General features: G+C 68.9%; 22 protein-coding genes and 1 pseudogene. 12 read left to right on the forward strand and 11 right to left on the reverse strand.

What is annotated here, in order from left to right:
• Positions 1-309 precede the first annotated feature (309 nt).
• Both ABZ128_RS10080 and ABZ128_RS10085 read right to left on the reverse strand, forming a co-directional pair.
• Positions 310-1,242, reverse strand: coding sequence for a hypothetical protein (locus tag ABZ128_RS10080; protein WP_356847303.1), 933 nt, complete (start codon positions 1,240-1,242; stop codon positions 310-312).
• Positions 1,243-1,387: 145 nt separating this feature from the next.
• Entirely contained in the window at positions 1,388-1,855 is a 468-nt protein-coding gene (locus tag ABZ128_RS10085; protein WP_356847304.1) for a hypothetical protein, read from the reverse strand.
• A 228-nt stretch (positions 1,856-2,083) separates the two neighbouring features.
• Between ABZ128_RS10085 and ABZ128_RS10090 the strand changes: the two genes are divergently transcribed.
• Positions 2,084-3,178 (forward strand): NAD-dependent epimerase/dehydratase family protein, encoded by a 1,095-nt coding sequence (locus tag ABZ128_RS10090; protein WP_356847305.1) that lies wholly within the window; start codon positions 2,084-2,086, stop codon positions 3,176-3,178.
• Here ABZ128_RS10090 and ABZ128_RS10095 read toward each other — a convergent pair.
• Positions 3,175-4,050: a glycosyltransferase gene (locus ABZ128_RS10095; RefSeq protein ID WP_356847307.1), complete on the reverse strand. Its 876-nt coding sequence runs from the start codon at positions 4,048-4,050 to the stop codon at positions 3,175-3,177. The two genes, ABZ128_RS10090 and ABZ128_RS10095, sit on opposite strands and share 4 nt — an antisense overlap.
• A gap of 86 nt (positions 4,051-4,136) precedes the next feature.
• Between ABZ128_RS10095 and ABZ128_RS10100 the strand changes: the two genes are divergently transcribed.
• Together ABZ128_RS10100 and ABZ128_RS10105 are read left to right on the forward strand one after the other, a co-directional pair.
• A complete protein-coding gene (locus ABZ128_RS10100; RefSeq protein WP_356847308.1) occupies positions 4,137-4,838 on the forward strand; it encodes a transferase in 702 nt (233 codons plus the stop codon).
• Positions 4,839-5,488: 650 nt separating this feature from the next.
• Positions 5,489-5,893, forward strand: a complete 405-nt coding sequence (locus ABZ128_RS10105) for a hypothetical protein (RefSeq protein WP_356847310.1) — start codon at positions 5,489-5,491, stop codon at positions 5,891-5,893.
• 104 nt (positions 5,894-5,997) lie between these two features.
• Here ABZ128_RS10105 and ABZ128_RS10110 read toward each other — a convergent pair whose 3' ends face one another.
• Positions 5,998-6,474, reverse strand: coding sequence for a hypothetical protein (locus tag ABZ128_RS10110; RefSeq protein WP_356847312.1), 477 nt, complete (start codon positions 6,472-6,474; stop codon positions 5,998-6,000).
• Between the two features lie 370 nt (positions 6,475-6,844).
• On the opposite strand from ABZ128_RS10110, the gene ABZ128_RS10115 reads away from it, so the two are divergent.
• The 4 genes from ABZ128_RS10115 (at position 6,845) to ABZ128_RS10130 (ending at position 10,313) form a co-directional block, all read left to right on the forward strand.
• The gene (locus ABZ128_RS10115) at positions 6,845-7,072 is read left to right on the forward strand and encodes a hypothetical protein (RefSeq protein WP_356847313.1); all 228 of its coding nucleotides are present in this window, start codon (positions 6,845-6,847) and stop codon (positions 7,070-7,072) included.
• A gap of 60 nt (positions 7,073-7,132) precedes the next feature.
• Entirely contained in the window at positions 7,133-8,302 is a 1,170-nt protein-coding gene (locus tag ABZ128_RS10120) for a hypothetical protein (protein WP_356847315.1), read from the forward strand.
• A gap of 721 nt (positions 8,303-9,023) precedes the next feature.
• A complete protein-coding gene (locus tag ABZ128_RS10125; protein ID WP_356847317.1) occupies positions 9,024-9,401 on the forward strand; it encodes a hypothetical protein in 378 nt (125 codons plus the stop codon).
• Positions 9,402-9,689: 288 nt separating this feature from the next.
• The gene (locus tag ABZ128_RS10130) at positions 9,690-10,313 is read left to right on the forward strand and encodes a hypothetical protein (protein ID WP_356847318.1); all 624 of its coding nucleotides are present in this window, start codon (positions 9,690-9,692) and stop codon (positions 10,311-10,313) included.
• 755 nt (positions 10,314-11,068) lie between these two features.
• Here the strand turns inward: ABZ128_RS10130 and ABZ128_RS10135 are convergent.
• The 5 genes from ABZ128_RS10135 to ABZ128_RS10155 form a co-directional block, all read right to left on the reverse strand.
• Complete coding sequence (locus ABZ128_RS10135; protein ID WP_356847320.1) at positions 11,069-11,425, reverse strand: DUF6233 domain-containing protein; 357 nt, start codon at positions 11,423-11,425, stop codon at positions 11,069-11,071.
• Positions 11,426-11,429: 4 nt separating this feature from the next.
• Positions 11,430-11,795 carry a hypothetical protein gene (locus ABZ128_RS10140; RefSeq protein ID WP_356847321.1) on the reverse strand — a complete coding sequence of 122 codons (366 nt, stop codon included), beginning with the start codon at positions 11,793-11,795 and terminating at the stop codon, positions 11,430-11,432.
• A 425-nt stretch (positions 11,796-12,220) separates the two neighbouring features.
• A complete protein-coding gene (locus ABZ128_RS10145) occupies positions 12,221-13,222 on the reverse strand; it encodes a Ku protein (RefSeq protein WP_356847322.1) in 1,002 nt (333 codons plus the stop codon).
• A gap of 542 nt (positions 13,223-13,764) precedes the next feature.
• Positions 13,765-14,373 carry a hypothetical protein gene (locus ABZ128_RS10150; protein ID WP_356847324.1) on the reverse strand — a complete coding sequence of 203 codons (609 nt, stop codon included), beginning with the start codon at positions 14,371-14,373 and terminating at the stop codon, positions 13,765-13,767.
• The gene (locus ABZ128_RS10155) at positions 14,333-15,022 is read right to left on the reverse strand and encodes a hypothetical protein (protein WP_356847325.1); all 690 of its coding nucleotides are present in this window, start codon (positions 15,020-15,022) and stop codon (positions 14,333-14,335) included. Before ABZ128_RS10155 ends, ABZ128_RS10150 begins: the two co-directional genes overlap by 41 nt.
• A gap of 83 nt (positions 15,023-15,105) precedes the next feature.
• On the opposite strand from ABZ128_RS10155, the gene ABZ128_RS10160 reads away from it, so the two are divergent.
• The 5 genes and pseudogenes from ABZ128_RS10160 to ABZ128_RS10180 form a co-directional block, all read left to right on the forward strand.
• Positions 15,106-15,348 carry a hypothetical protein gene (locus ABZ128_RS10160; protein ID WP_356847326.1) on the forward strand — a complete coding sequence of 81 codons (243 nt, stop codon included), beginning with the start codon at positions 15,106-15,108 and terminating at the stop codon, positions 15,346-15,348.
• 668 nt (positions 15,349-16,016) lie between these two features.
• Positions 16,017-16,883, forward strand: coding sequence for an MFS transporter (locus ABZ128_RS10165; protein ID WP_356847327.1), 867 nt, complete (start codon positions 16,017-16,019; stop codon positions 16,881-16,883).
• The gene (locus ABZ128_RS10170; RefSeq protein ID WP_356847328.1) at positions 16,877-17,257 is read left to right on the forward strand and encodes a hypothetical protein; all 381 of its coding nucleotides are present in this window, start codon (positions 16,877-16,879) and stop codon (positions 17,255-17,257) included. Before ABZ128_RS10165 ends, ABZ128_RS10170 begins: the two co-directional genes overlap by 7 nt.
• Positions 17,258-17,519: 262 nt before the next feature.
• On the forward strand, positions 17,520-18,728 hold the full coding sequence (locus tag ABZ128_RS10175) for an integrase (protein WP_356847330.1): 1,209 nt from the start codon (positions 17,520-17,522) through the stop codon (positions 18,726-18,728).
• A 153-nt stretch (positions 18,729-18,881) separates the two neighbouring features.
• Positions 18,882-19,520: pseudogene (locus tag ABZ128_RS10180) on the forward strand (site-specific integrase); the annotation flags it as partial.
• Between the two features lie 42 nt (positions 19,521-19,562).
• Here ABZ128_RS10180 and ABZ128_RS10185 read toward each other — a convergent pair.
• A complete protein-coding gene (locus tag ABZ128_RS10185) occupies positions 19,563-20,312 on the reverse strand; it encodes a transposase family protein (RefSeq protein WP_356847331.1) in 750 nt (249 codons plus the stop codon).
• A 203-nt stretch (positions 20,313-20,515) separates the two neighbouring features.
• Complete coding sequence (locus ABZ128_RS10190; protein WP_356847332.1) at positions 20,516-21,190, reverse strand: hypothetical protein; 675 nt, start codon at positions 21,188-21,190, stop codon at positions 20,516-20,518.
• Between the last annotated feature and the right edge of the window lie 8 nt (positions 21,191-21,198).

Consider the following 21,198-nt stretch of genomic DNA (forward strand, 5'->3'; position numbering starts at 1 on the left):
GAAGGGCACACGAGGGACGCTGCTCATCCGCTCTCCCCGAGCAGGGGGACCTTCCTCCGGTCGGCCGCCCGGCCGGCTCCTAGGACGGCCGGCCGCTGGTCCGTCCCGATGCTGGCAGGGCTGGTGACTCGTCAGGCTGGTCGTGGTGGTGCGAGGGAAGCGGACTTCCTGAAGACGGCCCGCCTCGACCATGGAGTGCAGTGGATCTCAGCTGCCGGTGCCGGAGCGGAACCTCGGGCTGTACGAGTTGGGCGGTCCCGCCTGCGTCGCGAGCACGTGATGCAGCTCGTGCGGGGACCTTCGGCGGGCTCAGTGGTGTGGAGTGCGGCGCGTAGTGGCGGTTGCTGTCTGGACGCTACCGGCCCTGGTGGCAGGAGCTTCGTCGGGGTCGGCGGGGCAGAACTGCTCCAGGAGCAGGGGGGTGCCGAGGGCGAGGGTGGTGAGGCGGCGGTGGGCGGCTTCGAGGGTGCGGCGGGCTGCGGGGAGGCCGGCGGGGGGTGCGTCGCGGCCTTGGCGGGGGCGGCCGGGGGTGGTGGTGACCCAGAGCTGGTGGACGTTGCCGCCGCGGAGGGTCTTGAGGTGGCCGGCGGTGAGGGCGTGGTGGGTGTCGGTCCAGCGGGTGAGGGCGCGCCGGGTGACGGTGTCGAGGGGGTGCCAGGTGCGGCCGACGCGGGCGCGGGGGAGTGGGCGGTCGAGCTGGAGGTCGTCGAGGGTCATGGGCTGGAGGTGGGCGAGGCCGTGGCCGGTGGTGACGGCGAGGGCGATGAGGGCGACGGTGCGTTCCCAGGTGGAGGTGAGGATGCCGTCGGGCTGGTGGGCGGTGAGCAGGCGGAGCGTGCGGTGGGCTTCTTCGGGGGTGAGGCGGGGGGCGAATTCGGCTTTGGGGACGGTGAGGGCGAGGGGGTGTCCGTGGTGGGCGGAGAAGGTGTTGAGGGTGGTGGTGCGGGCGGCCATGGAGTTGGCGGAGGCGGGGGTGCGGGGGCCGCGCAGGCCGGTGCGTCTACGGGTCTTCCCGCGTGCGGCGGCGTCGAGCCAGGCGCCGGCGTGGGCGGGGTCGAGGAGGTCGGCCTGGGTGAGGGCGGCTTCAGGGCAGTCTTTGAGGGTCGCGAGGTGGGCGGCGTACTCCTCCAGGTAGGTGCGCCGCAGGCTGCGGGTGGCTTCGCCGGGGATCGCGGAGAGGAAGGCGGCGACGGCCGCGCGGGCGGAGCGGCCTCGGGCGCTCCGGCTCGTGTTCTGGGTCATCGGATCCTCCCGGCTCGAACGGTGTCACCAGAAGAATAAGAGCAAGAAGCGTCCAAGCTCCAGGGATCCCCTTCACAGCTGGCCTATCGTGTCGGCTCGTGTCGAACCGATTCGCACCGTGCAGTTTCGAACCGGACAGCGCGCCTCACCGGGCTCCCGGAACCCGTGCGCGAGGCGAAGGAGTGGGAAGGGGGCTTCTTGCTCTTATTGTGAAGGGGTGGTCGTAGGCCAGCGGCAAACCGACGGCGGCCGTCGCAAAGGCGGCGTTGAGGAAGTCCCTGCGACGGAGCATCACGAATCTCCCGAGGTCGGTGGCACTGGCCAGCGGGTCAGCCCCCAGGGCCTCACCGATGCCTGCGCAGCCTAGACCGATCTCGGTGAGTGTGACCTTCCGCTTCATCCTTCTGGTGAGGGCCTCGGCAATGTACGAGCGGGTCTGACCGCTCGGCATACCGCCTGTGACCCAGGAGTGAACGGCCGAGCGGGAGGTGTGCAGCTTCTGCCCAGCCTCGGCGGCGACGGTACGAATCTCCCTGGCCGGGGACTCGTACGTGCACCCGGCTTCGGCGATGACGGCCGCCAGAGCGGTGTTCGGATTCCGGCTTTCCGGCAACTGGCGCTCCCTGGACCGATCTTGAACAGATTGAACAGGCTGCTGTACCGCCTACGGTACCCGCGCACAGTGAGCGCCGCTTCACTGATTGCAAGCCGACCGGGGTCCGCAGCACCGTCTCCCAGCGCTGGCTTTCTGGCCCGCAGCCCGCCGTCAGCGCCAGTGGGCGCTGTCGGTGGGTCGGCTCGGCCCCTGTCACTTTCACCAAACCCTGATTTTGGAGGCATCGTGCACCATCGTTCAGAGCTCGACGCCCTGGCCGCCGCCACCGTCCTGGTGACCGGCGGCGCCGGACTCATCGGCTCGCGCATCGCCGCACAGCTGCGGGATCTCGGCGCCCGCCCTCTGGTCCTGTGTGCCATGAACGCTTACCCCGAGCAGGTGTACGCCGACCTGTTCGGCGTCCGCGCCGGAGACCCGGACGTGGTTCTGGGGGACATCCGGGACACCGTGCTGATGCGGAAGCTGGTCGCGGACTCGGACTACGTGATCCACGCCGCCGCCCTGGCGGACGTGGCCGCCTGTACGCGCGACCCGCTGGCCGCCATCGACACCAACGTGGCCGGCACCCAGACCGTCCTGGACGCCGTCGCGGCGACGGACCGCGTCCGCCGCCTGGTGTTCGTCTCCTCTGCCAGCGTCTACGGCGACGGCAATCCCGAGGAGACCGACAGCCCCGAGCTCCTGACCATGCGCCAGCTTCTGGAGTCCGTCCAGGGGCGCATCCCGCCCCAGTTCCACGAGTCCACGCGCATGCGCCCCAAGTCCGTGTACGGCAACACGAAGGCGTGGGGCGAGGAGCAGACCGCTCTGGTCCTGGGCCAGGTCGGCACGTCGTACGCGATCGTCCGGTACTTCTCCGTCTACGGCGAACCGCAGACCATCAAGCCCGACTCCCACTCCTGGGTCGTGGCCTGGTTCGTCGCGCGGGCTCACCTCGGTCTCCCGCTCCACCTCAACGGTGGGGGCCGGCAGGTGCGGGACATGGTCCACGTGGACGACATCGCCGAGGGCACCTTGCGGGCCCTGGCTAGCCCCCGCGCGCACACCGAGACAGTGAACATCGGCACCGGCGTCCCCACCAGCGTCAGGAACGTCGCCCAGCTGGTCCAGGCCCACTACCCGAGCACGCCGTTACTGGAGACGCCGCTCCCGGCCGGTGACCCACTCGGCGGGTACGCGGCCACCCGCCGGATGGAGAACATCCTGGGCTGGAAGCCGAAGGTCACCATCACCGAGGGGGTAGCCCGCTACGTGCAGTGGCTCCAGGACACCCCGGCGGCGGCCCCCGACTGGCTCAGGCGGGAGATCGTCGCCGCCTAGATGACCGGGGGGCGTCCCAGCCGGGTCAGTCGCCAGACCGTCCGCCAGCGCATCGGGCGCCGGGGGCCGCCGGATGTCCGGATGCCCTCGGCGAACCCTATGAACCAGGCCCGCAGCCCCGTCATGGAGCGGGTGCGGGCCACGGTCAGCACCACCCAAACGCCGAGGTAGACCGGCACCAGCGGGGCGGGCAGGTGCCGCTTGGCGAGCCAGACTCGGTTGCGGGCCGTCATCCGGTAGTAGACCGCGTGCCGGGCCGGCGATGTCTTGGGGTGCTGAAGCACCAGTTGTGGTTCGTAGAGGATGTCCGAGCCGCGGTCGATCGCCCGCCAGGCCAGGTCGGTCTCTTCGTGGGTGAAGAAGAAGGCGTCCGGCCAGCCGCCGGTGTCTTCCAGCATCGTCATCGACAGGGCGTGCCCGCCGCCCAGGAACGTCGTCACCAGGCCTCGCCGCATCGGGTCCGCCGCCCGCAGGCGGGGCACGTGCCGCCGCTGCGTGGTCCCGGTCTCGTCCGTGATCCGGAACGAGACGATACCCAGCCGGCGGTCCGCCGCGTACAGGTCGGCGATCCGCCGGAAGACGTCGGTCTCGGTCAACAGGCCGTCGTCGTCCAGGTCCACCAGCACATCGACGTCACCGAAGTCCCGCAGGCGGCGCCAGGCGACGTTCCGGCCGCCGGACACCCCCAGGTTCTCCTCCAGCTCCACCACGGTCACACCCTCGGGAAGGCCCGGCAGGGCCGTCCCGTTCCCGACCACCACGACCCGCGACGCCGGTTCGTCCTGCTTGGCCACCGAAGCCAGCAGGGCCAGCAGCTCAGGCATCCGGTCACCCATCGTCAGCACGGCGACACCCACACGCGGCCGCGTCACGACCACCACCACTTCCTTCCGGGACCAAATGAACGGCGAGCCTACCTCCGCCGGACCCGGGTTCCGGACCTACGAGAGGACACGCCATGGAACGGATCAATCTCGGCGACTACGTCACCGCCCCCACCGAGGGAGCCATCGCCACGACCGCATACGGCGGCCTGGAGAAGTTCGAGCTGACCGAGTTCCTGGCCCAGTGGAAGGGCCTGCAGCGCGAAGCGCTGGTCATGCTGGGGAAGGATCAGCGCATCCACCCCTCCGCTTTCATCCACCCCACGGCGATCATCGGGGACGACGTGATCATTGGGCCGGGCGTCAAGGTCCACGAATTCACCAACGTGCGGAAGGGAAGTGTCCTCTGCGCCGGCGCACAGATCGGCTTCAACTGCGAAGTCACCGCCACGTTCGTCGCAGAAGGCGCCGTTCTCGGGCACCGGATCGGTGTCAACCACACGATCCTGGGAGCTCGAACCCATCTGTCCGCCAGCGTCACTGTGGCCGCGATCAACATGACAACCGACATGCGCAGGCCCGACCGAGAAGTGATCATGCGAACCGCCAGTGGCCTGTACCGGTCGGGCACGACCCAGTTCGGAGCCGTCATCGGGGATGACACCCAGACCGGCAACAACATCAGCATCGGGCCCGGCGTCGCCATCGGCCGCCGCTGCCAGATCACCAGCGGCGTGACTCTGGCCATCCGGACCGTGCCGAAGGACTGCACCGTGACAGCCCCGCACACCATGGAAGTCAGCGTCCGCCGTCGGCGTCGCCCCTTTGTGTGCTGACATGAGTGGTCATTCTGGCCAGATAACCCGCGGCCCTGCCGTCCCCTTCGCACGAGGGGACGGCAGGGCCCGCACGCTGGTGCGGCTGAAGCTGTGTGGCGTCCTCGGTTCAGGCCGCCTCCAGCGGAGAGGAGAGGTGGCCGGCGGCCTCGGCCTCGACACTGGCGCGGAGGGCTGGCGGGCTGACCCACTGCGTTCCAAGTGCGTGCCCATTTGGCTGGACCCCCAGCCGACTACCGGCTACGGCCGCGTCCCGCCTCCGGACCGTCCGGTCGGCGCTGGGGTGCTCGCCGCTCAGGAGCCTCACCAGGGGAGGCTTTGCGCCCGGGCTGGGGCTGCTTCCTGGCGGTGGTGGTGCTGCGCAACCGGGCTGCCGCAGGTGTCGGCCAGGCCGGGGCGAGCCGCTGGACGTCCACGGGCGCCAGGATCGCAACGGCGTCCCCCTCGATTCTGGACAACCTCTCGGACCACTCCGGTCCGAGTCCGCGGCTGGACTCGCGCAGCTCGGCGACGCCGAGAAGGCCTACCTCGCCACCATCTCCTGGTGGGAACCCGCCGGCGGCGACGCCCACCGCAAAGCCGCCCTGCTCGGCCACATCTGGGAGAAGGACCGGGAAGACCTGCGCACCGGCTACGACCCGCATGGCCGGATGGTCCTGCACAACCCCACCACCGGCGCCCTCGCCCTTGAACGCCCCCGCGGGCTTCCGGCCGCGCCGTACCCCGACACCGCCGAGATCCTGGCCACCCCGGGCAACATGACCGCCTTCGTTCTGCTGCCAGACGGCCGCTGCGACATCCTGCCCACCGACCCGCGCTACACCTTCGACGACATCACCTGGGGCTACGGCGGCACCGGCCCGGATGTCTTCGCCCAGGCCCTGGCCTTCGCGGTGCTGGCCCACCCCGACCCCGAGCGCCCCCTGACCCTGTTCGACCGCCCCGAGCCCACACGGACGGCCATGCTGAAAATTACCGAGGACACCTCCCAGCACGACCCGTTCCGGATCAGCGCCGCCACCTTGCGGGCACGCGCGGCCTCAACCTCCAGCTGATCAGCACGAAGTCACCGAGGCTCTGACATCCACTTGTCACGGCCTCGGCCTCCGGATGTTGGGGAGCTTGGCGTCGCGGCTCCGGGGGGCGAGGTGGTCCGAGGTCACCTTCGGCGGCCCAGAGTGGGCAGACCACCGGACACGGTACGCAGGCTCACGGTGGGGGTTCGCTCGTCCCGCGGCTTGCGCGCCGCTAGCTCCCGCTCGGTCTCGCGGGCCTTAGCTGCTTCCTCCGCCTCTCGGCTGGCCTTCGTCTCAGTGTGCATTTCAACCGCAGATGCGACGAGGTCGATCAGCATCTGTTGGCCCGACCCACGCTGTGACCCGGCGACAAGGGCCCCCCGGTCGGCGCTTCGCGTCACGATGATCCGCCGGGGTGGTGTCGGTGGATCCGGAATAGTCACGCGTATGCCTTCGCCGGCCCTGAGGCGGCTCAGGATGATCTCCAACGCTGCCAGGTTCGTGGTCAGGCGGACCTTGGTGTAGGTCCAGCCGCCGTGCGGCATCAGGGATGCTTCGACGACCTTGCCGTCCCCGACATGGACGAACGCTGCGAACGTGGGCCACGGTTGACGGCTCACGACTACCCCCCTAGCTCCGATGGCGCTGCGCAGATGCGACTTCCTGTGTTCCTTCTACACGGGAAAAACGCACCTCGCGGGGCTTCTGCCACGCCAGCTGAGTTCGACCGACGAACAGAACAACAACCGTCTCCACCACACCGCCCGCACTCGTCTACCAGGCCCCGGTGCCGACCGGCGTGAACGGTAAGTACCACGCACGACCTCGGCCTCGGGACTGGTGGTCTCGCATGTTGAGGTATCGCGTATTCCAGCTCAGAGCGCCCCGATCGGTCACTTTGGGGCATGCGGGCGGTGTCCAGGGTCCGGCCCGGAGTGAGTATGTTCGTTCGATGGCGCGTTCAAAGCGCTTCGGGAGGGGAGAGTGCCGGTGGACGTCGTCGCGATTATGGAAGCACTGGTTGAACAGGGCGTAACGGTGCTGTTCAAGGCCGACGCTGAGCGGATGGCAGAGCGGGGCAAGCCTTGGACCTTCGTCGCCAGTGGAGCGCCGTTGCGCGAGGACGTCCTGGTGCGAACCGATGCCGAGTCTGTGGAGCAATGCCTCGCAGTGTGCTTGCCCCGCCTGCGTGAGCTGGGCTTTTCGTTCCCTGAGTGAGAGAGCGGGTGTGACTGAACCGCCGCCCCGGATGTCAGTACCGGCTGCTTACATGAGCCCATGGACACCGTGCACACGACCGCCGCCCTCCTCCCGGACCCCGCCGAGCTCCGCGCGCACCTGCGCGCGCTGGCCGTGCTGGACCAGGCAATCTGCCGCGACCCGCGATTCTCCCGCTACTCCTTCTCCACCACCTGGGGGCCTGGGACGGAGGCGGCCCTGATGGACAACGGCTCGGGTGACGACCTCTCCGTCCTCTTCACCCCGGCCGGTGTGCTCGTCCGCGGCTTCGACCACGAGTCGGAGATGAGCCCGTACGCCACGGACGACGAACAGGTCTGGCCCGGTGTCATCGACGAGGTGCCCGCCGCGCTGCGCCCGCTCCTGGACGACCCGGCCTTCGTAGACGAGGGCCTCGGCGCCCCGCGGGTCACCGCCTGCCTGTGGTGGGAGACCGGCGGCAGCGCCTGGCGCACCGGCTCGGGCATCGAGTTCCCCTCGGGCAGCCCGGACCCGGACGGCTCCGGGCACCTCTTCCGCCTCCTCACCGACCGCTCCCCCGAGGCCGTCCAGGCGCACTTCGAGGAGGACTACGGGCGGCCCGTCCCCCTCGACACCGTCCGCCACGTCCTCGCGGGCCACCCCCTGACCCCCGAAGCCGCCCGCGGCCTTAACCCGGCCGCCCTCTCCGACGAGGCCCTGCTTCGCCGGATCGCCGCCGACCCCGAGGTCGAGGCGTACCTCGCCTGCGACGGCGAGTTCGACCTCACGCGGACCGCCCCCATCGAGTCGATCGCCCTGCCGGCCGGTCTCCCGGTGGAGCCCGTGGCCGGCTGCAACGCGGGAGGCACCCACTACCTCTGCGGTCCGGTCGGCTCCGACCGCGTCCGCCCCGTCCTCTACACCCACTCCGAGGGCCAGGCCTCCCTCATCGCGGAGTCCCTCGCCGAGGCCCTGACCCTGGCCATCGTCCTCCCCTCCTGGCACGACGCCCTGGCCGGCTTCCGTCCCCCCGCGCTCAACGCCGAGTACCTTGAGGACAACCCGGACCACCCCGAGGTCCGCGACCGCCTCCTCGCCGCCCTCCGCCTCCCCCCGGCCACCGAGCCCGAGGTCCTGGCCCGCCTCCTCACCACGGCCGCCCGCACCGTCCCGGACGGCTTCCTCCCTTCGGTCGAGGGCGAGGAGGACGCGGCCTTCGAACCGATGCTCCGTCTGCCGGCCAAGTAGGACAGCCCCGCCGCGCGCCGCGGGGGTGTCTCCGGCGTCGGGGAAGGCGTGGCACGCCTTCGCAGCCCGTTCTAGGTTCCCCGGTTTTCACCGGTTTAGGCGATTCATCGGATCGGATCGGCCGAGGGGGCAAAAACGGCCGTTTACGCCCCTCTGATCAATTGGATGGCCCCGTGCGCGCGTATGAGCAGTGCCGCTACCGGCGCGCGACGATGGAAGTGCTCTAGGCCGACCCACAGCTACGGCCACAGCGGGTAGGGATCGGGCTGTCTCACAACCGCCCCACCCATCCCGAGCGTGACCTCCGGGTAATGCTCATGGCTAGGGAGCAACCATGTCCAATCCTGGACAGATCGCTCAGTGGGTGGCGGAAGCAATTGCTTTCGCCAGGTTGTGCTTGTCCTACCTGGAATACCGACGCTGCGGCATCTGCCGGCAGCCGAAGTGCCGATGCGACAAGCCCTAGAGCAAGCGCCTTACCGGTTTCGGCCGGCGGGGCGCGCAGGCGACCTGGGGTTGATCGCTAGTCAACCAAGACGCAGGTGAGCGTACGGTTGAGGTAGAGCCCGCGCTAGCCGCTGAGGGTGGACGTCTGCGCCACGCCGGGCGGTCGACGCGGGACCGCCGACACCAGGGCGGCTCCCCGCGCGGGGAGCCGCCTCATAGCCGCTGCCGGCCCCGAGCGGCTCGGGGGCCGTGAGCGTCAGGATTGCGGCGCCCATTGAACAGCGCTGCTGAGGAGGCCGTGATGGTACGGCGGAACTCCCGCACGAGGTGGGGCCAGAAGGGTCTTCGCGTCATAGTTGGCCTGGTCGTCCTGTGCCTTGCTGTGTGGGTCGGGCCCGGAGTAGAGCTACGTGTCGTAGCCACGTTCGTCTGCGGGGCGGCCTTGTTGCTGCTCGCGGCCTTGGCGATATGGGCGGCCTTGTCGCTGTTCGAGGCCCTGGCGATACGACGGGATAAGAAACATGCCGACGCCAGGGCGTACGAGTGGCCAAGTCGTGAGGAGGGCCGCTACGCCGATGAACCAGAGCCCGGAGGCGGCCCGTCTACCGACGGAGATGTCGACGTGGATGCACCCGACGGTCCGGACTACTGATCAACCACGCCGCGGGGGACCTCAGCCCCGGGGAACCTCGGTACAGCGCTAACCCTAAGCCGATGATCATGGTCCAGCCGGTGTGAGCGCGCTGACGTGGCACCCGATCACGCGCAGCCCAGAGGCCATGCCACCAGTCTGCGGCCGCCCGGTCAGTCCCGGCCAGTGCGCGACGGGCCTCCTGCTCAGCCACCGGGGAGGGGGCATCGCCTTTGCCGGGACGGGGTATCCGGACCCTTGGCCGAGGTGCTCTTCTGCGGGCGGCGCTGCCGCACCACAATCTCGGACATGAGAGAAGAGGACCTCTACACCGAGCAGTACTTCGGCGACGAACAGCAATCCGTCGCCGATGCGCCGCAGTGGGAGCAGCAGGCGTTGCCGACGACGAGGCTGAACGTGCAGTACAGGAACCCGTACCTGGACTCCATGACGGCGAAGGTACGGCTGGGCGACTACTTCGACACCGGGCGTCTGCCGCCCGCGGAGGTCGTCGCGGCAGTACGGCACCAGTCGTGGAGGGACCTGGAGCACAAGGGGGGTTCGCTCGACCTCGTCGGTGACCGGCTGTACGTCCTGTTCTTCCGTTCCATGTGCTCGAAGCTGTCGTACGTCAAGGTCGGCCGGACGAAGAAGGAGAACAAAGCGCAGGTCCGGAAACGGATCATGGCGCATGAGGGCGAGGCCAAGATCGCCCAGGCGGTCCTTTTCGACGCGTGGATCTCCCGTCCCTGCGTGTCGGCCGTCGTGTGGGAGAACGGCGTCAAGGCGCACTTGAGTGCTGCGGCGGAGGAGGACATCATTCCGGTCGAGCAGGTGAAGGCGGAGTACTTCCGTGGCATCGCCTTCGGCACTGCTGTCCGGGTCGCCCGGATGCAGGAAGACGGCAGCGGGGTTGTCTTCCTCTCACCGTGATGTCCGGTCCGGGGCGTCGTCCTGCGCTGCGCGTCCGACGGCTGCGGGGCAGGGGTCTCGCGGTCGCTGGACCACAGCCGAGAGCAGCTACCTGGTCAACGACGGTGGCTACTCTTTCCGCAACCCCACCAACCGCTTCACGCCTGGCCGACCGCCCGCCTCGCCCAAGTCGCCACCGCGCTGACCCCCTGACGGCACGGCCGGGGAACAAGGAGTCGATCAGCACGCAGCGATCTCCGAACTCCACTCCCCGGCTGTCGGACGCAGTCCGCAGGCCGTGGAACGTGAAGAGGACGCGCTGCGCGCGGCGGCAAGCTGCTCGGGCGCCTCAACACGGGTGCGGTCGCGCAGCGCCGCGGTCAGGCGCTCGACGGCGTCATCCGGTACGGCGTCGTCGCCGAATGCCGAGAGTAGGGGCAGTAGTCGGGCGGGGGGGGTCGGTGGTGCTGCCGCCGAGCAGGCCGTTGTTCGCTGCGGCGGTCAGCTCGGCCCAGGACAGGACGGGGCCCATGAAGTGCCCATCGTCTTGCGCCAGGGTCTCGGCCGCGTCCCAGTCAGGGTGGTGCACGAGGTAGTCGATGCGAGGCTTTGCCCGAGCTCGCGGCGGCTAGAGCATCCGCCTATGAGGACTGAAACCCAACCTCTGAGTGGAGGACGGCTGGCCACGGCCGCAAAGCGCCCACCATCACCGCGGTCTTACATCGGACTGGTCACCGCTGACGGGCGGCCTCGCCAGCTCCGGCCGGCGGGTAAGTTCACGTTTCCAGAAGACCCAGTTCGCTGTCGGGCCGGCAAAGCGGGCAGGCCACGACGGAGGGCGCCGTCAGCAGGATCTCCCGGACGCTCTGCGCCGTGGCGGGGCGGCCTCGGCTGGTCATGCGGCAGTCGCCGGTGTGGACGCGCTCCGGGGTGCGGCGGGCGCCGATGCCGTACTCGATCCACCACTGCGGGCTCTCCGGGAGCGGTCGGCGGCGTGCTTTCTCGGCGTCGGCCGTGCGGACTGCGGTGATCTTCTCGTCGACCCGGGCCAGGGTCAGCTCCAGCCAGCGGCGTATGACGAGCAGCTGATCCAGCGCGGGCGGCAGAGGGAGGAGGGGGTCGGGGCCGGACACCGGTCTACGCCGCCTCCGAGGAGGCGGGAGCGTTCGTCGGGCAAGCCTGCTTCTTCAGCTCCATGCGGGCAGCCACGACTCCCTCGCGGGGCACGGTCTCCCAGTGGGGGTGGTCTGCCACGGCGATCGCCAGCTCCCGAAGCTCCGCCCACATCCGGTCCACGGTCTCCTTCTCCTCCTGGCTCCAGCCGGGGCTGTCCGGGACGTCCCCGCGGTGGGAGTAGCGCTCTCCGCGAGCCCAGCCTTTCATCGGCTCCACGCTCCACGGCAGGGCTGCCAGGTAGGCGCGGTGTTCAGCATGGGCACGGTGCAGCTGCTCCTGCAGCTTGAGGAGATCGTCAGGGAAGGAGCGCGCGTCGGATGAGGTCACCCCGCCATCGTAAACCTGTTCGAATTGGGGGTGGAGCCCGCCGCTCCGCTCTGTCCCCCGGACTGGCCCGACCTGACCCGAGCGCGGGCACCGTCCCCGGACAGCCGTGATCCCCCACACGCCCGGGCGAGACGGTGCGACGCTGGATGCAGGGGCCCGTGTGTGGAGGTTGGAAGTGCGTCCCATCTGGTCCGGTGCGATCTCCTTCGGCTTGGTCACTTCTCTGAACTGGGGAGACGGCCGATACCTCGTGAATCCCTGGGCGGTCTGAGCACTGCTCGCTCCCGAAGATCACCCGTGAGGGGTGCGAGGAATCGATTCCGCCTCGCCAACCGCAGGAGCGCACAACGGCGGACTACCCCCTCTGTTTACGCTGCGCGACAACGTGCGAACCACGGGGCCTGCCGAGGGCTCTGCATCTCCTACTACTTGTGCCCGCTGCGGCTGGTGTGGGCGAGAGCGTCTACGAGTTGGTCGTGGGTCATGGTGGAGCGGCCTTCGATGCCGGCGGCTGTGGCCTTCCTGTACAGCTCGGTCTTGGTGAGTGACCGAAGCGCTTCGGAAGACCCGGTGGTGCTCTTCTTCGTGGCGGGCTTCTTCCCAGGCGCTTTCGTCTTGGAGGTGCTGGCCTTCTCTCCGGTGTCCTTGGGGCTGCGGGCCCGTTCGACGCTGGCGCGCAGGGCCTCCATGAGGTCGACGACGCCGGTGGGCTGGGCGGCCGGCTCGGCCTTCTCCACGCTCTCACCGGCGGCCTTGGCCTCGATCAGTGCCTTGACCTTCTCCTGGAAGGTGTCGTGGAAGGCTTCCGGGTCCCAGTCGGTGGTGAGGGCGTCGATGAGTTGGTGGGCCATTTTCACCTCGGCCGCGGTCGGCTCTGCCTTGCCCGGCAGGTCGGGGACCTCCTGGTGGGGGTCGCGGATCTCGTCGGCCCAGTGCAGGGTGTGCAAGGTCAGCAGGTCGTCCTCGGCTTTCAGAGCGACGAGGTACTCGCGGCCGCGCATTACGAACGTGGCGATGCCGGCTTTGTTCGACTCGGCCAGGGCTCGCTGGAGCAGGGCGTACACCTTGCCGTACTGCTCGCCGCGGGGTCCGAGGTAGTACGTCTTGTCGAAGAAGATCGGGTCGACGGTGTCGAGATCGACGAACCCCGACACTTCCAGGGCCTTGGACCGGCCGGGCGCGATGTCGTCGAGCTCGCCCGGTTCGACGATCACGTACTCGCTGCCGGTGTCGAAGCCCTTGACGATCTCCCCGAGGTCGACCTCGTCGCCGGTGCGCTCGTTGACGCGCCGATTTCGGATCCGGTCCGCGGTCCCGCGCTGAAGCTGGTGGAAGCGGATCGTGTGGCTGTCGGTCGCGGTGTACAGCGCGATCGGTAGGGAGACGAGCCCGAAGGAGACGACCCCCGTCCACACCGGTCTGGCCATCGTGAATCACCACCTCGACCTGCGATGTCGTGCCCTTGGCCCCTTCCCTGCCCGGCCCCTGATCACCCCTGCCGGGTCGGACGGGGCGCCGGCAGCCCCAGCAGGATCGGCCCGTAGGCGACGCGGAGTCGATTTGGCCGACTTGGACTCGACGCCGGTGAGGCTGATGCGAAGGCCCTCGATCTCGCCGAGCCAGCCTTCCCGCTCGGCCTCGGCGATCCGGGCCTGGAGGTTGTCTCGGATCTCCACCAGCCGGCCGCGCTGGGCGGGGTCCGGCCGCAGCAGCGAGCAGCGCACGCACGCGTGCTCGTGGATGCAGGTGGTGCCGTAGGCGCGGGCGCAGGTGCCGACGGAGAGCTTGCGGCGTTCGAAGTGTCCGAGGAAGTCTTCCCACTCGGCGTCGGTGGGGGTCGGTGGGGGTGCGGTACTCCTCGGCGGGGCGCAGTGTGCGGCGGCGGGCGATGAAGGCGCGGTGGGCCTCGATCGTCTCGGTGGGGTAGACGGCTAATGGTGGAGGCGGGTATGGGAACTGTCCGAATGTCTCAGCCATTGCGGACCCATGAGGTGAATTCGGCGGCGAGCCCAGGCGGGTTGGCGGCCTCGGTCTGCCGGGCGATCGCCTCGTAGTACTCCAGCTCGTGGACGATCACCGGCACGGTTCGGCCGATACATCCCGCGATGACGCCGGTCGTGTGGAGGGTTCGGGCGAGCTGGCAGCAGGTCTGGTTGAAGCGGGCCTCGATCTGCGCGGCGAGTGGCCCGATGACTGAATCCCAGTCGGCGAGGTCGGTCGGCTCGTCGTACCAAAGTCCGAGTTCGGTGATCCACTCCTGGCGAGCTGTGGCCCCGGCGGGGTCGCTGGTCAGGTCGCCGACCACAGTCAGCTCGTTCTGGATCCAGAAAGCGTAGTTCCAGCGGGCTTCTGCCTGGTCAGAGGCGTCCTGGATGCTGCGCCGGGCCTGAGTTTCAGTGTTGTAGCCGATCGTCAAGGTCGGCTGTCGAGGGTCGTCGTCCTCGTTGTCGATGCGGAAGGAGACAGCGTAGATGTCGCCGGCGTCGGCGGCCGGGATGGATGAGAGGGCCCTCTCGACGAGATGCTGGAGGTGATCGCTAAACGTCATGGTCGGCGGGGTCCTGTCGGTCAGGGTCATGAGTCCCACTGGTCGCAGTACTCGATGTGGATCTCGCGCGCGTCGCCGAGATGCCGTCGTTGGAGTGGAGCTCGGTGCAGAAGTGCGGGTAGCTCGGATGGACGGGGACGTATCCAGGGCCGTTTTGGGCGACGTCGAAGAAGTGCCAGGCGGTATCCCTGAACACCTTCGCGCTGCCGGTCATGAACAGGGTCTCGGCGTGGAGATGCTGGTGGAACAGATCCCGGTTCTCCTTGTAGTGCCGTGCCTCCTGATCAATCACGGCTTCGTCGGTGTGTCCTGGGCCGGGCAGCGTCACGGTCTGCGGACGCCCTGGGCCGAGCCGTCCTCGTACTTCCTTCCAGCGTGAGGGGGCGAACTGGAGCGAGTGGTGCAGCAGCACGAGATCAAGCTGCCGTGTGCCGTCTTCTGGCAGCTCGCGGGAGGGGCCACGGTTCCCCCGCATCTGCAGGTGGACCAGCGAGCGCGGTGAAGAGGCAGCGAGCTTCCATAGCCCACCGATTCGCTGGGCGGCGTCCTGATCGAGGTAGGTGTCCAGGTGCCGATCGTGGTCGATGAGCACTGCGTGGACCAGGGGCCGGGCTGGACGGATGACCTTGAACTCCGTGGATCCGAGCCGTGCTTGGTGGATGGTGATGGGCAGCTTCATTGGTTCTCCGGGACGCGGCGGCTGACATCGGCGGCGTAAGAGGCCCAGTTGCCGACTGATGCCTTCTGCCATTGGACGGCGACTTGGATGTGGACGCCGAGTACCCGGGCGAGGATGGCGGCGGGCAGTTCGGCGGCGAGGGTGACCAGTGCGGTGGAGCGGTCCTGCCGGGGCCGGATTCCGATCTTGTGGAGACGCTGCCCGATCCGGTCGTCGCCGAGGGGGTGTCCTGGGCGACCGCCGGGAAACAGCCAGGGGACGTCCTCGGGGGTTCCGATCTTGGCTTTGCCTCGGCGGGTCGCGACGAGCTGGCGCTGTTCTCGTAGATCAGGTCGATGTCGAGGCCGAAGTCCGCGAGATGGACGACGATGCGTACCTCCAGCTTCGGATTGGATGCCATCCGCTCGTTGAGGCGGTACACGCGGACCCGGTGGCCGATCAGGGACCGGGCGCGTTCGATCATCGCCCGGCCGGCCTCGAAGTCACCGCGGTCGGTGCGGATGGGCTGTTCCAGCTCCCCGGAGGTGTTGCGCAGCACCAGGACACCGCGTGTGCTGGACGCCTCCACCCGTACGTCCAGCAGCGTCGCCGTGAACTGCTTCGCGGCATCCAGCCGGGCGATGTCCTGACCGACCGTGTCCCCGAGGACGTAGAGGCTGACGGCACGTTCGCGGACGCGGTCCGTCCAGTCCGCTTCCTCGCCCGGCGGGCACGGACCGACGGCATGGGCTGCGGCGATGACGAGGTCGAGGTCGAGGGTTCACCGCTCCATCATGGCCGACTCACCGCAGGCAGCCGGACTCGGCGGGTTCGGCTTGCCGCCCACGCACCTCTCAGGGCGCAATTGCGGCTTCGTCAACCGGGGCCCACGGCACCACTCTTGTTGCGTAACTCTGGCAATAGCAACCACCATGCAATCCAATGACGGTAGTTGTAACCTCAGCCCTCGACCAACGCCCCTTACCGTCAGTCCTGTCAGGATACGGAGCGCACCATGCCCCACCTGCTGCCGGAGCCCGGACCGCAGCGCACCATCGCCGCCTCGAACTTCGTCTACACCGTCGGCAGCGGTCTCTACCTGACCGCGGGCGTCCTCTACTTCACCGAGGCCGTCCGGCTCCCGGCGGCCCAGGTCGGCCTCGGGCTCGGCATCGCCGGGCTCCTCGCCCTCGCGGTCGGCATCGCCGCCGGCCATCTCGCGGACCGGCGCGGGGCGCGCGGCGTGTACGCCGCCACGCTCGTGGTGCAGGCGTTCGCCACGGCCGGCTTCCTGCTGGCGGACAGCTTCTGGCCGTTCGTGGCCGCGGTCTGCGCGGCCACCGCGGCGAAGGGTGCGGGGTTGGCGGCGCGCAGCCCGATCATCCGCCACCACGGGGGCGAGCGGCCGCAGGAGTTCCGCGCCTACCTGCGGGCCGTGACCAACATCGGCATCTCCCTCGGTGCCGTGCTGGCAGGCTGGGCGGTCCAGGCCGGAACGCAGAACGCGTACCGCCTCCTTGTCATCGGCAACGCCCTCGCCTTCGCGGCCTCGGCGGTGATCGTGTTGCGCCTGCGGCCCGTCGCGCCCGAACCGGCCGCCGACGGCCGGCGCTGGATCGCGCTGCGCGACCGGCCCTACCTCGCCCTCACCGCGCTTGACGGCATCATGGCCATCCAGTTCAAGGTGCTGACCGTCGCCATCCCGCTGTGGCTGGTCGCCGCCACGGACGCGCCGCCGTGGCTGATCTCGGGGACCATGCTCCTGAACACCGTCCTGGTCGTCACCTGCCAGGTACGGGCCAGCCGCAGCATCGAAACCCGGCGGCGGGCGCCCTCGCCTACCGCCGCTCCGGCGTCGCCTTCCTCGCCGCCTGCGTGCTGATCTCCCTGTCCGCCGGGATCCCGGCCTGGGCCGCGGCGGCGCTGCTGCTCGCCGCTGTCGCCGTCCACACCCTCGGCGAACTGTGGCACTCCGCCGCCGGGTTCGAGATCTCCTTCGCGCTGGCCCCGCGGCACGCCACCGGTCAGTACCTCGGCGTCTTCGGCCTCGGCGCCGGCCTCGCCGAAGCGGTAGGGCCGGCCCTGCTGATCTCCCTGTGCATTACCTGGGGGCGGCCCGGCTGGTACGTGGTGGGCGCGCTGTTCGCCGTGACGGGCCTGGCCGCCCCGCCGGCCGTGGCCTGGGCCCGACGCCGCGGCTACGCGGGCACGGCCCGGCCCGGGGACACGGCGAAGGAGGCCGCGGCGACTGCCTGAGGCGGACGGGCGGGTCGGCCAGGACGTGCGGGCGGATACCGGCGCCCCTCTGGCCGACCGTCGACGGGCTACGACGCCCACCTGCATGCCGGTTCCATCGTGGAGGGCAAGGCTGGGCCCTCAGACGACCCCCTGGGCAAGACGGTCCCGGGTGGGATATCACGTCCCGACGGCGGTCTTCCGACCGAATGTGAAGCCACCCTCGTATAAGTTTGCTTATACAAGGGTGATTGTCCAGGAACGATCGTCAGGGGAGGGCCGCATGACCGCGCATCAGGGTTCGGCGGGCGAGGCGTCGATGGCGGTGGTCGACGAGGACACCGAGGTGTTCGAGGCGGAGCTCGTCGACGAAGCGCTGCTGCCCGCCACCATCCCCTCGGCTGCCGCGCTCCGCCCACTGCTCGACCGGCACACCATCCTCCACCCCGGCGAATCCGTACCCACCGAGGCGGACGCCCCGACCTACACACGCCGGGACTTCGAGGTGTCGCCGGCCACGGCGGAGCGTCTGAAGAACAAGGCCGCGCCGGCCAACACCAACCGCAACTACAGCAGCCAGCGCAAGAACTTCGCCGAATGGTGCGAGGCGATGGGGCGCGTGGCACGCCCGTGCACGACGGCCACGTACGTGGAATGGGTCGCCGGCCTCATCGCCCGGGGCATGGCCCCCAACACGATCCGGACGTACATGTCGGGCGTCCGTACGTGGATGCCGGAGGACCAGCGTCCGGGCACCAGCGAGGCCCGCGGCATGCTGGCCGAGTACCGCAAGGAGTGGGGCAAGCGGAACCGCGTACGCAAGGCCCCGCCCATCACCGAACCGATGCTGCGCGCCATGGTCGACACCTGTGACCTGCGCACACCGGCAGGACTCAGGGACCGGTGCGCGCTCCTGGTGGGCCGGGGAGCGCTGAACCGCCGTATCGAGCTGGCAGACCTGGACATCGACGACGTCGAGGTGGAGGACAGCGGCGTCGACCTCTGGATCGCGTACTCCAAGACGGATCATGAGGGAAAGGGCGAGAGCACGTTCATCCCGGCCGACCCCGCGGGTCCCACGCTGTACGACCCGGTGTCGGCCGTACGGGACTGGCTGCACTGCCTGCACCGCATGGGGGTCCACGACGGCCCGCTGATGCGCGCCCTCACCTCGAAGGGCAGGCTCCAGAACCGCACTGCCGCAACCACCCGGGGCGACTACGTCACGGGCGACGCCCTCAACGACTGGATCCGCCACCGCGCCTACCTCGCAGGACTGCCCGGCTGGCACCTGATCACCTCACACGGCCTACGCCGCGGCGGCGCCCAGCAAATCGCGGACGCCGGCGGCGACCCCACCCAGCAGGGCCGCTGGAAACCCGGCTCGGCAACGGTAAAGCGGGAGTACCTCGACCGCGCACAGTCCCGCGCCCAGAACCCGTGGCACAAGGTCCATATGCGGGGCACGCTGGAACCTGATGGGGAGCCGTAGGTCTGTGCGACATCGCATGAGTTCCCCTGAGCCTACTGAGCTTGTCCTAATTTACCGGTGTCTCGTCCCGCTGAAGTTTGGTCGTGTCTCATCGAAGCGAACCTCAGGGAGCATCGGCTCCAAGTGGTACAACGGCTGCTCGTAGCCATCCTTAACGTCGCCCGCAACGTCCGCACCGGCACACCCCGGCCCCGCCGCTTCGAACCCCTCACCGCCGACGAGGCCCGCACCTTCCTCACCGCCACCGCCTCCACGCCCTGTTCGAACTCGCCCTCCGCACCGGACTACGCAAGGGCGAACTCCTCGGGCTGCGCTGGGAAGACCTCGACCTGGACGCCAGCACGGCCAGCGTCCGCCGCACCCTCCAGCGCACCCGCACCGGCGGGCCTGACCACCCTCCCCACCAAGACAGCCAGCTCCGAACGCCGCATCGCCCTCCCGGCCCCCTGCCTGCTCTCACTCCGCGCCCACCGGATGCAGCAGGCCCAAGAGAAGGAGAAGGCCGGCGCGGGCTAGGTGAACAGCGGCCACGTCTTCACCCGGCCCAACGGCCACCCCATCGAGCCTGCCACCCTCACCCGCCACTTCAACGCACTCCTCCGCCGAGCGCACCTCCGCCAGATCCGCTTCCACGACCTGAGGCACTCGACCGCGACCCTCCTCCTGGAGCAGGGCGTCGAACTCGTCGTCACCAAGGAACTCCTCGGCCGCGCCCACATCGGCGTCACCGCCACCGTCTACGCACACGTCCGGCTTCGCCTCCAGCGCGACTTTGTGCAGCACCTCCGCTGACGTTGCCGTCAACTACTGCCGTCAAACGATCAATGAGCCTTTTCAGCGTTGACGCTCCAGGGTGAGGACGGCTGCGGCGATGACGGTCATGCGGTTTGGACTGCAGCGTGCTTTGCGGAAGACGCGCCAGGACTTCAGTCGCGCGATGCTTCGTTCGACCGGTGCTCGTGCCGCGGACAGGGCCCGGTTGATCGTCCGCTGGGTCGTGGTGAGGTCCTGATGGGGAAGCCGTCTGATCGGTGTGGTCACCCAGGGGCCGGCCCCGATGTAGGCGCGGTCGGCGAGGACGGGGACGCCTTGGCGTTCGCAGATCCGGATGATGCGGTGGGAGCGGGCCGCGGTCAGGTCGTGGGTGCGGCCAGGCAGCGCGGGCGAGATCCACAGCAGCTTGCCCGCGGGATCGGCCACGACCTGCACGTTCACGCCGTGGCGGCGGTGCTTCTGGGAGAAGTCGGCCCGGCCGTCGCCGACGCGGTCGCACTCGGCGAGGGTCCCGTCGAGCAGGACGTGATCAGGATCGGCCTCTCGCAGGACACGCAGGAGTCCGGGTGCCCGGTGGGACAGGTGATCGACGACGGCCGCGACGTAGGCGTGGGCGGTGCCGACGGATATGCCGAAGCCGGCGGCGATCTGCGTGAGCGTGTCATGCCGGCGGAGGTAGACAAGGCCCACGAGAGCGCGCTGGTGAGGCGGGAGCTTGCAGCGGCGGTCACCCTCGCGGGTGACGATGAGCATGTATACCCACTCGACCAGGGCGTGAGGCAGGTCAAGTGCGGCAGGATAGGGAACCAACGAGGCTCCTGCGCTGATGAGTTGAGACGTCGAACACCTCTCTCAACGGCGCGGGAGCCTCGTGCGTTGCGGGACGCCGGCCCGTCACCCGATCAGTGGCCACTCTGAAAGAGCTCAATGGGCCCCTTCCATCTTCTGGAAGGGGCCCATTGCTATTTGCGGAACCAAATTGGATCTAATGACTCATCCGACGGCGCTGATGCTCAATAGGAAACCGGGGAGAACTGGAGCCCTGCCTGCCAGGAGGAATCGCCCGCAATGAACCGGTCGAAGGCGTCAACGACTCGCGCCAGCTCTCCCACTACGGCCCGGAAGTGCCTTTCCTTGGCGCCTTCTCGAACCTCCAAAGCATAGAACCCTTCTGGAACTCCAGCAGCGACACCGAAGCCCACCTGAATAAACCACCCAGGCTCAAGTTCAACGATGACATACCAGTCGTCCAGCGAAAGCCCATTAAGCGCTCGGGCCACATCGTCTCGACTCGGACTGTCGACGATTGATCCATCGGCCAGTTCCAGGCTTGCCGCATTCCCGCCCTCGGGGAAATGCACCCTGCTTTCCTGCGGGTCGTAACACGTGAGCCCGCACCTACTGGCGAGCCCAAACAGGAAGCTGGACATTTCCAGCTTTCGGGGGTAAGAGATCGAAACAATCACGCATTCGTCGGTGCGATACAAGGACGAAGCCCAAGGAGAGGTGTCCATGTTCTCCTCCGACAAGTCTGGAAACTGGCTGGTCAGCTCGTTGTAGAAGGTCGCCAGGGCGGAGTGCTCGTGCACGATGCCAGTCCCGCCTTCAGCCATGGCAAGGTACTTCTGCCCCGCTTCAGCGGAAGAGACGGGCTGCGCCTCCCACCAAAATCCAAGATCAAAGCTCACGAGATCAC

The sequence above is a fragment of the Streptomyces sp. NPDC006326 genome (genome assembly GCF_040612915.1).
Classification (GTDB): domain Bacteria; phylum Actinomycetota; class Actinomycetes; order Streptomycetales; family Streptomycetaceae; genus Streptomyces.

Bases quoted from the DNA above. Each gene is read 5' to 3' on its own strand.
- ABZ128_RS10165 (WP_356847327.1), top strand. From the start codon at position 16,017: ATGCCCCACCTGCTGCCGGAGCCCGGACCGCAGCGCACCATCGCCGCC.
- ABZ128_RS10145 (WP_356847322.1), bottom strand. From the start codon at position 13,222: ATGGCCAGACCGGTGTGGACGGGGGTCGTCTCCTTCGGGCTCGTCTCC.
- ABZ128_RS10175 (WP_356847330.1), top strand. From the start codon at position 17,520: ATGACCGCGCATCAGGGTTCGGCGGGCGAGGCGTCGATGGCGGTGGTC.
- ABZ128_RS10155 (WP_356847325.1), bottom strand. From the start codon at position 15,022: ATGAAGCTGCCCATCACCATCCACCAAGCACGGCTCGGATCCACGGAG.
- ABZ128_RS10100 (WP_356847308.1), top strand. From the start codon at position 4,137: ATGGAACGGATCAATCTCGGCGACTACGTCACCGCCCCCACCGAGGGA.
- ABZ128_RS10120 (WP_356847315.1), top strand. From the start codon at position 7,133: ATGGACACCGTGCACACGACCGCCGCCCTCCTCCCGGACCCCGCCGAG.
- ABZ128_RS10105 (WP_356847310.1), top strand. From the start codon at position 5,489: ATGGTCCTGCACAACCCCACCACCGGCGCCCTCGCCCTTGAACGCCCC.
- ABZ128_RS10150 (WP_356847324.1), bottom strand. From the start codon at position 14,373: ATGACCCTGACCGACAGGACCCCGCCGACCATGACGTTTAGCGATCAC.
- ABZ128_RS10130 (WP_356847318.1), top strand. From the start codon at position 9,690: ATGAGAGAAGAGGACCTCTACACCGAGCAGTACTTCGGCGACGAACAG.
- ABZ128_RS10080 (WP_356847303.1), bottom strand. From the start codon at position 1,242: ATGACCCAGAACACGAGCCGGAGCGCCCGAGGCCGCTCCGCCCGCGCG.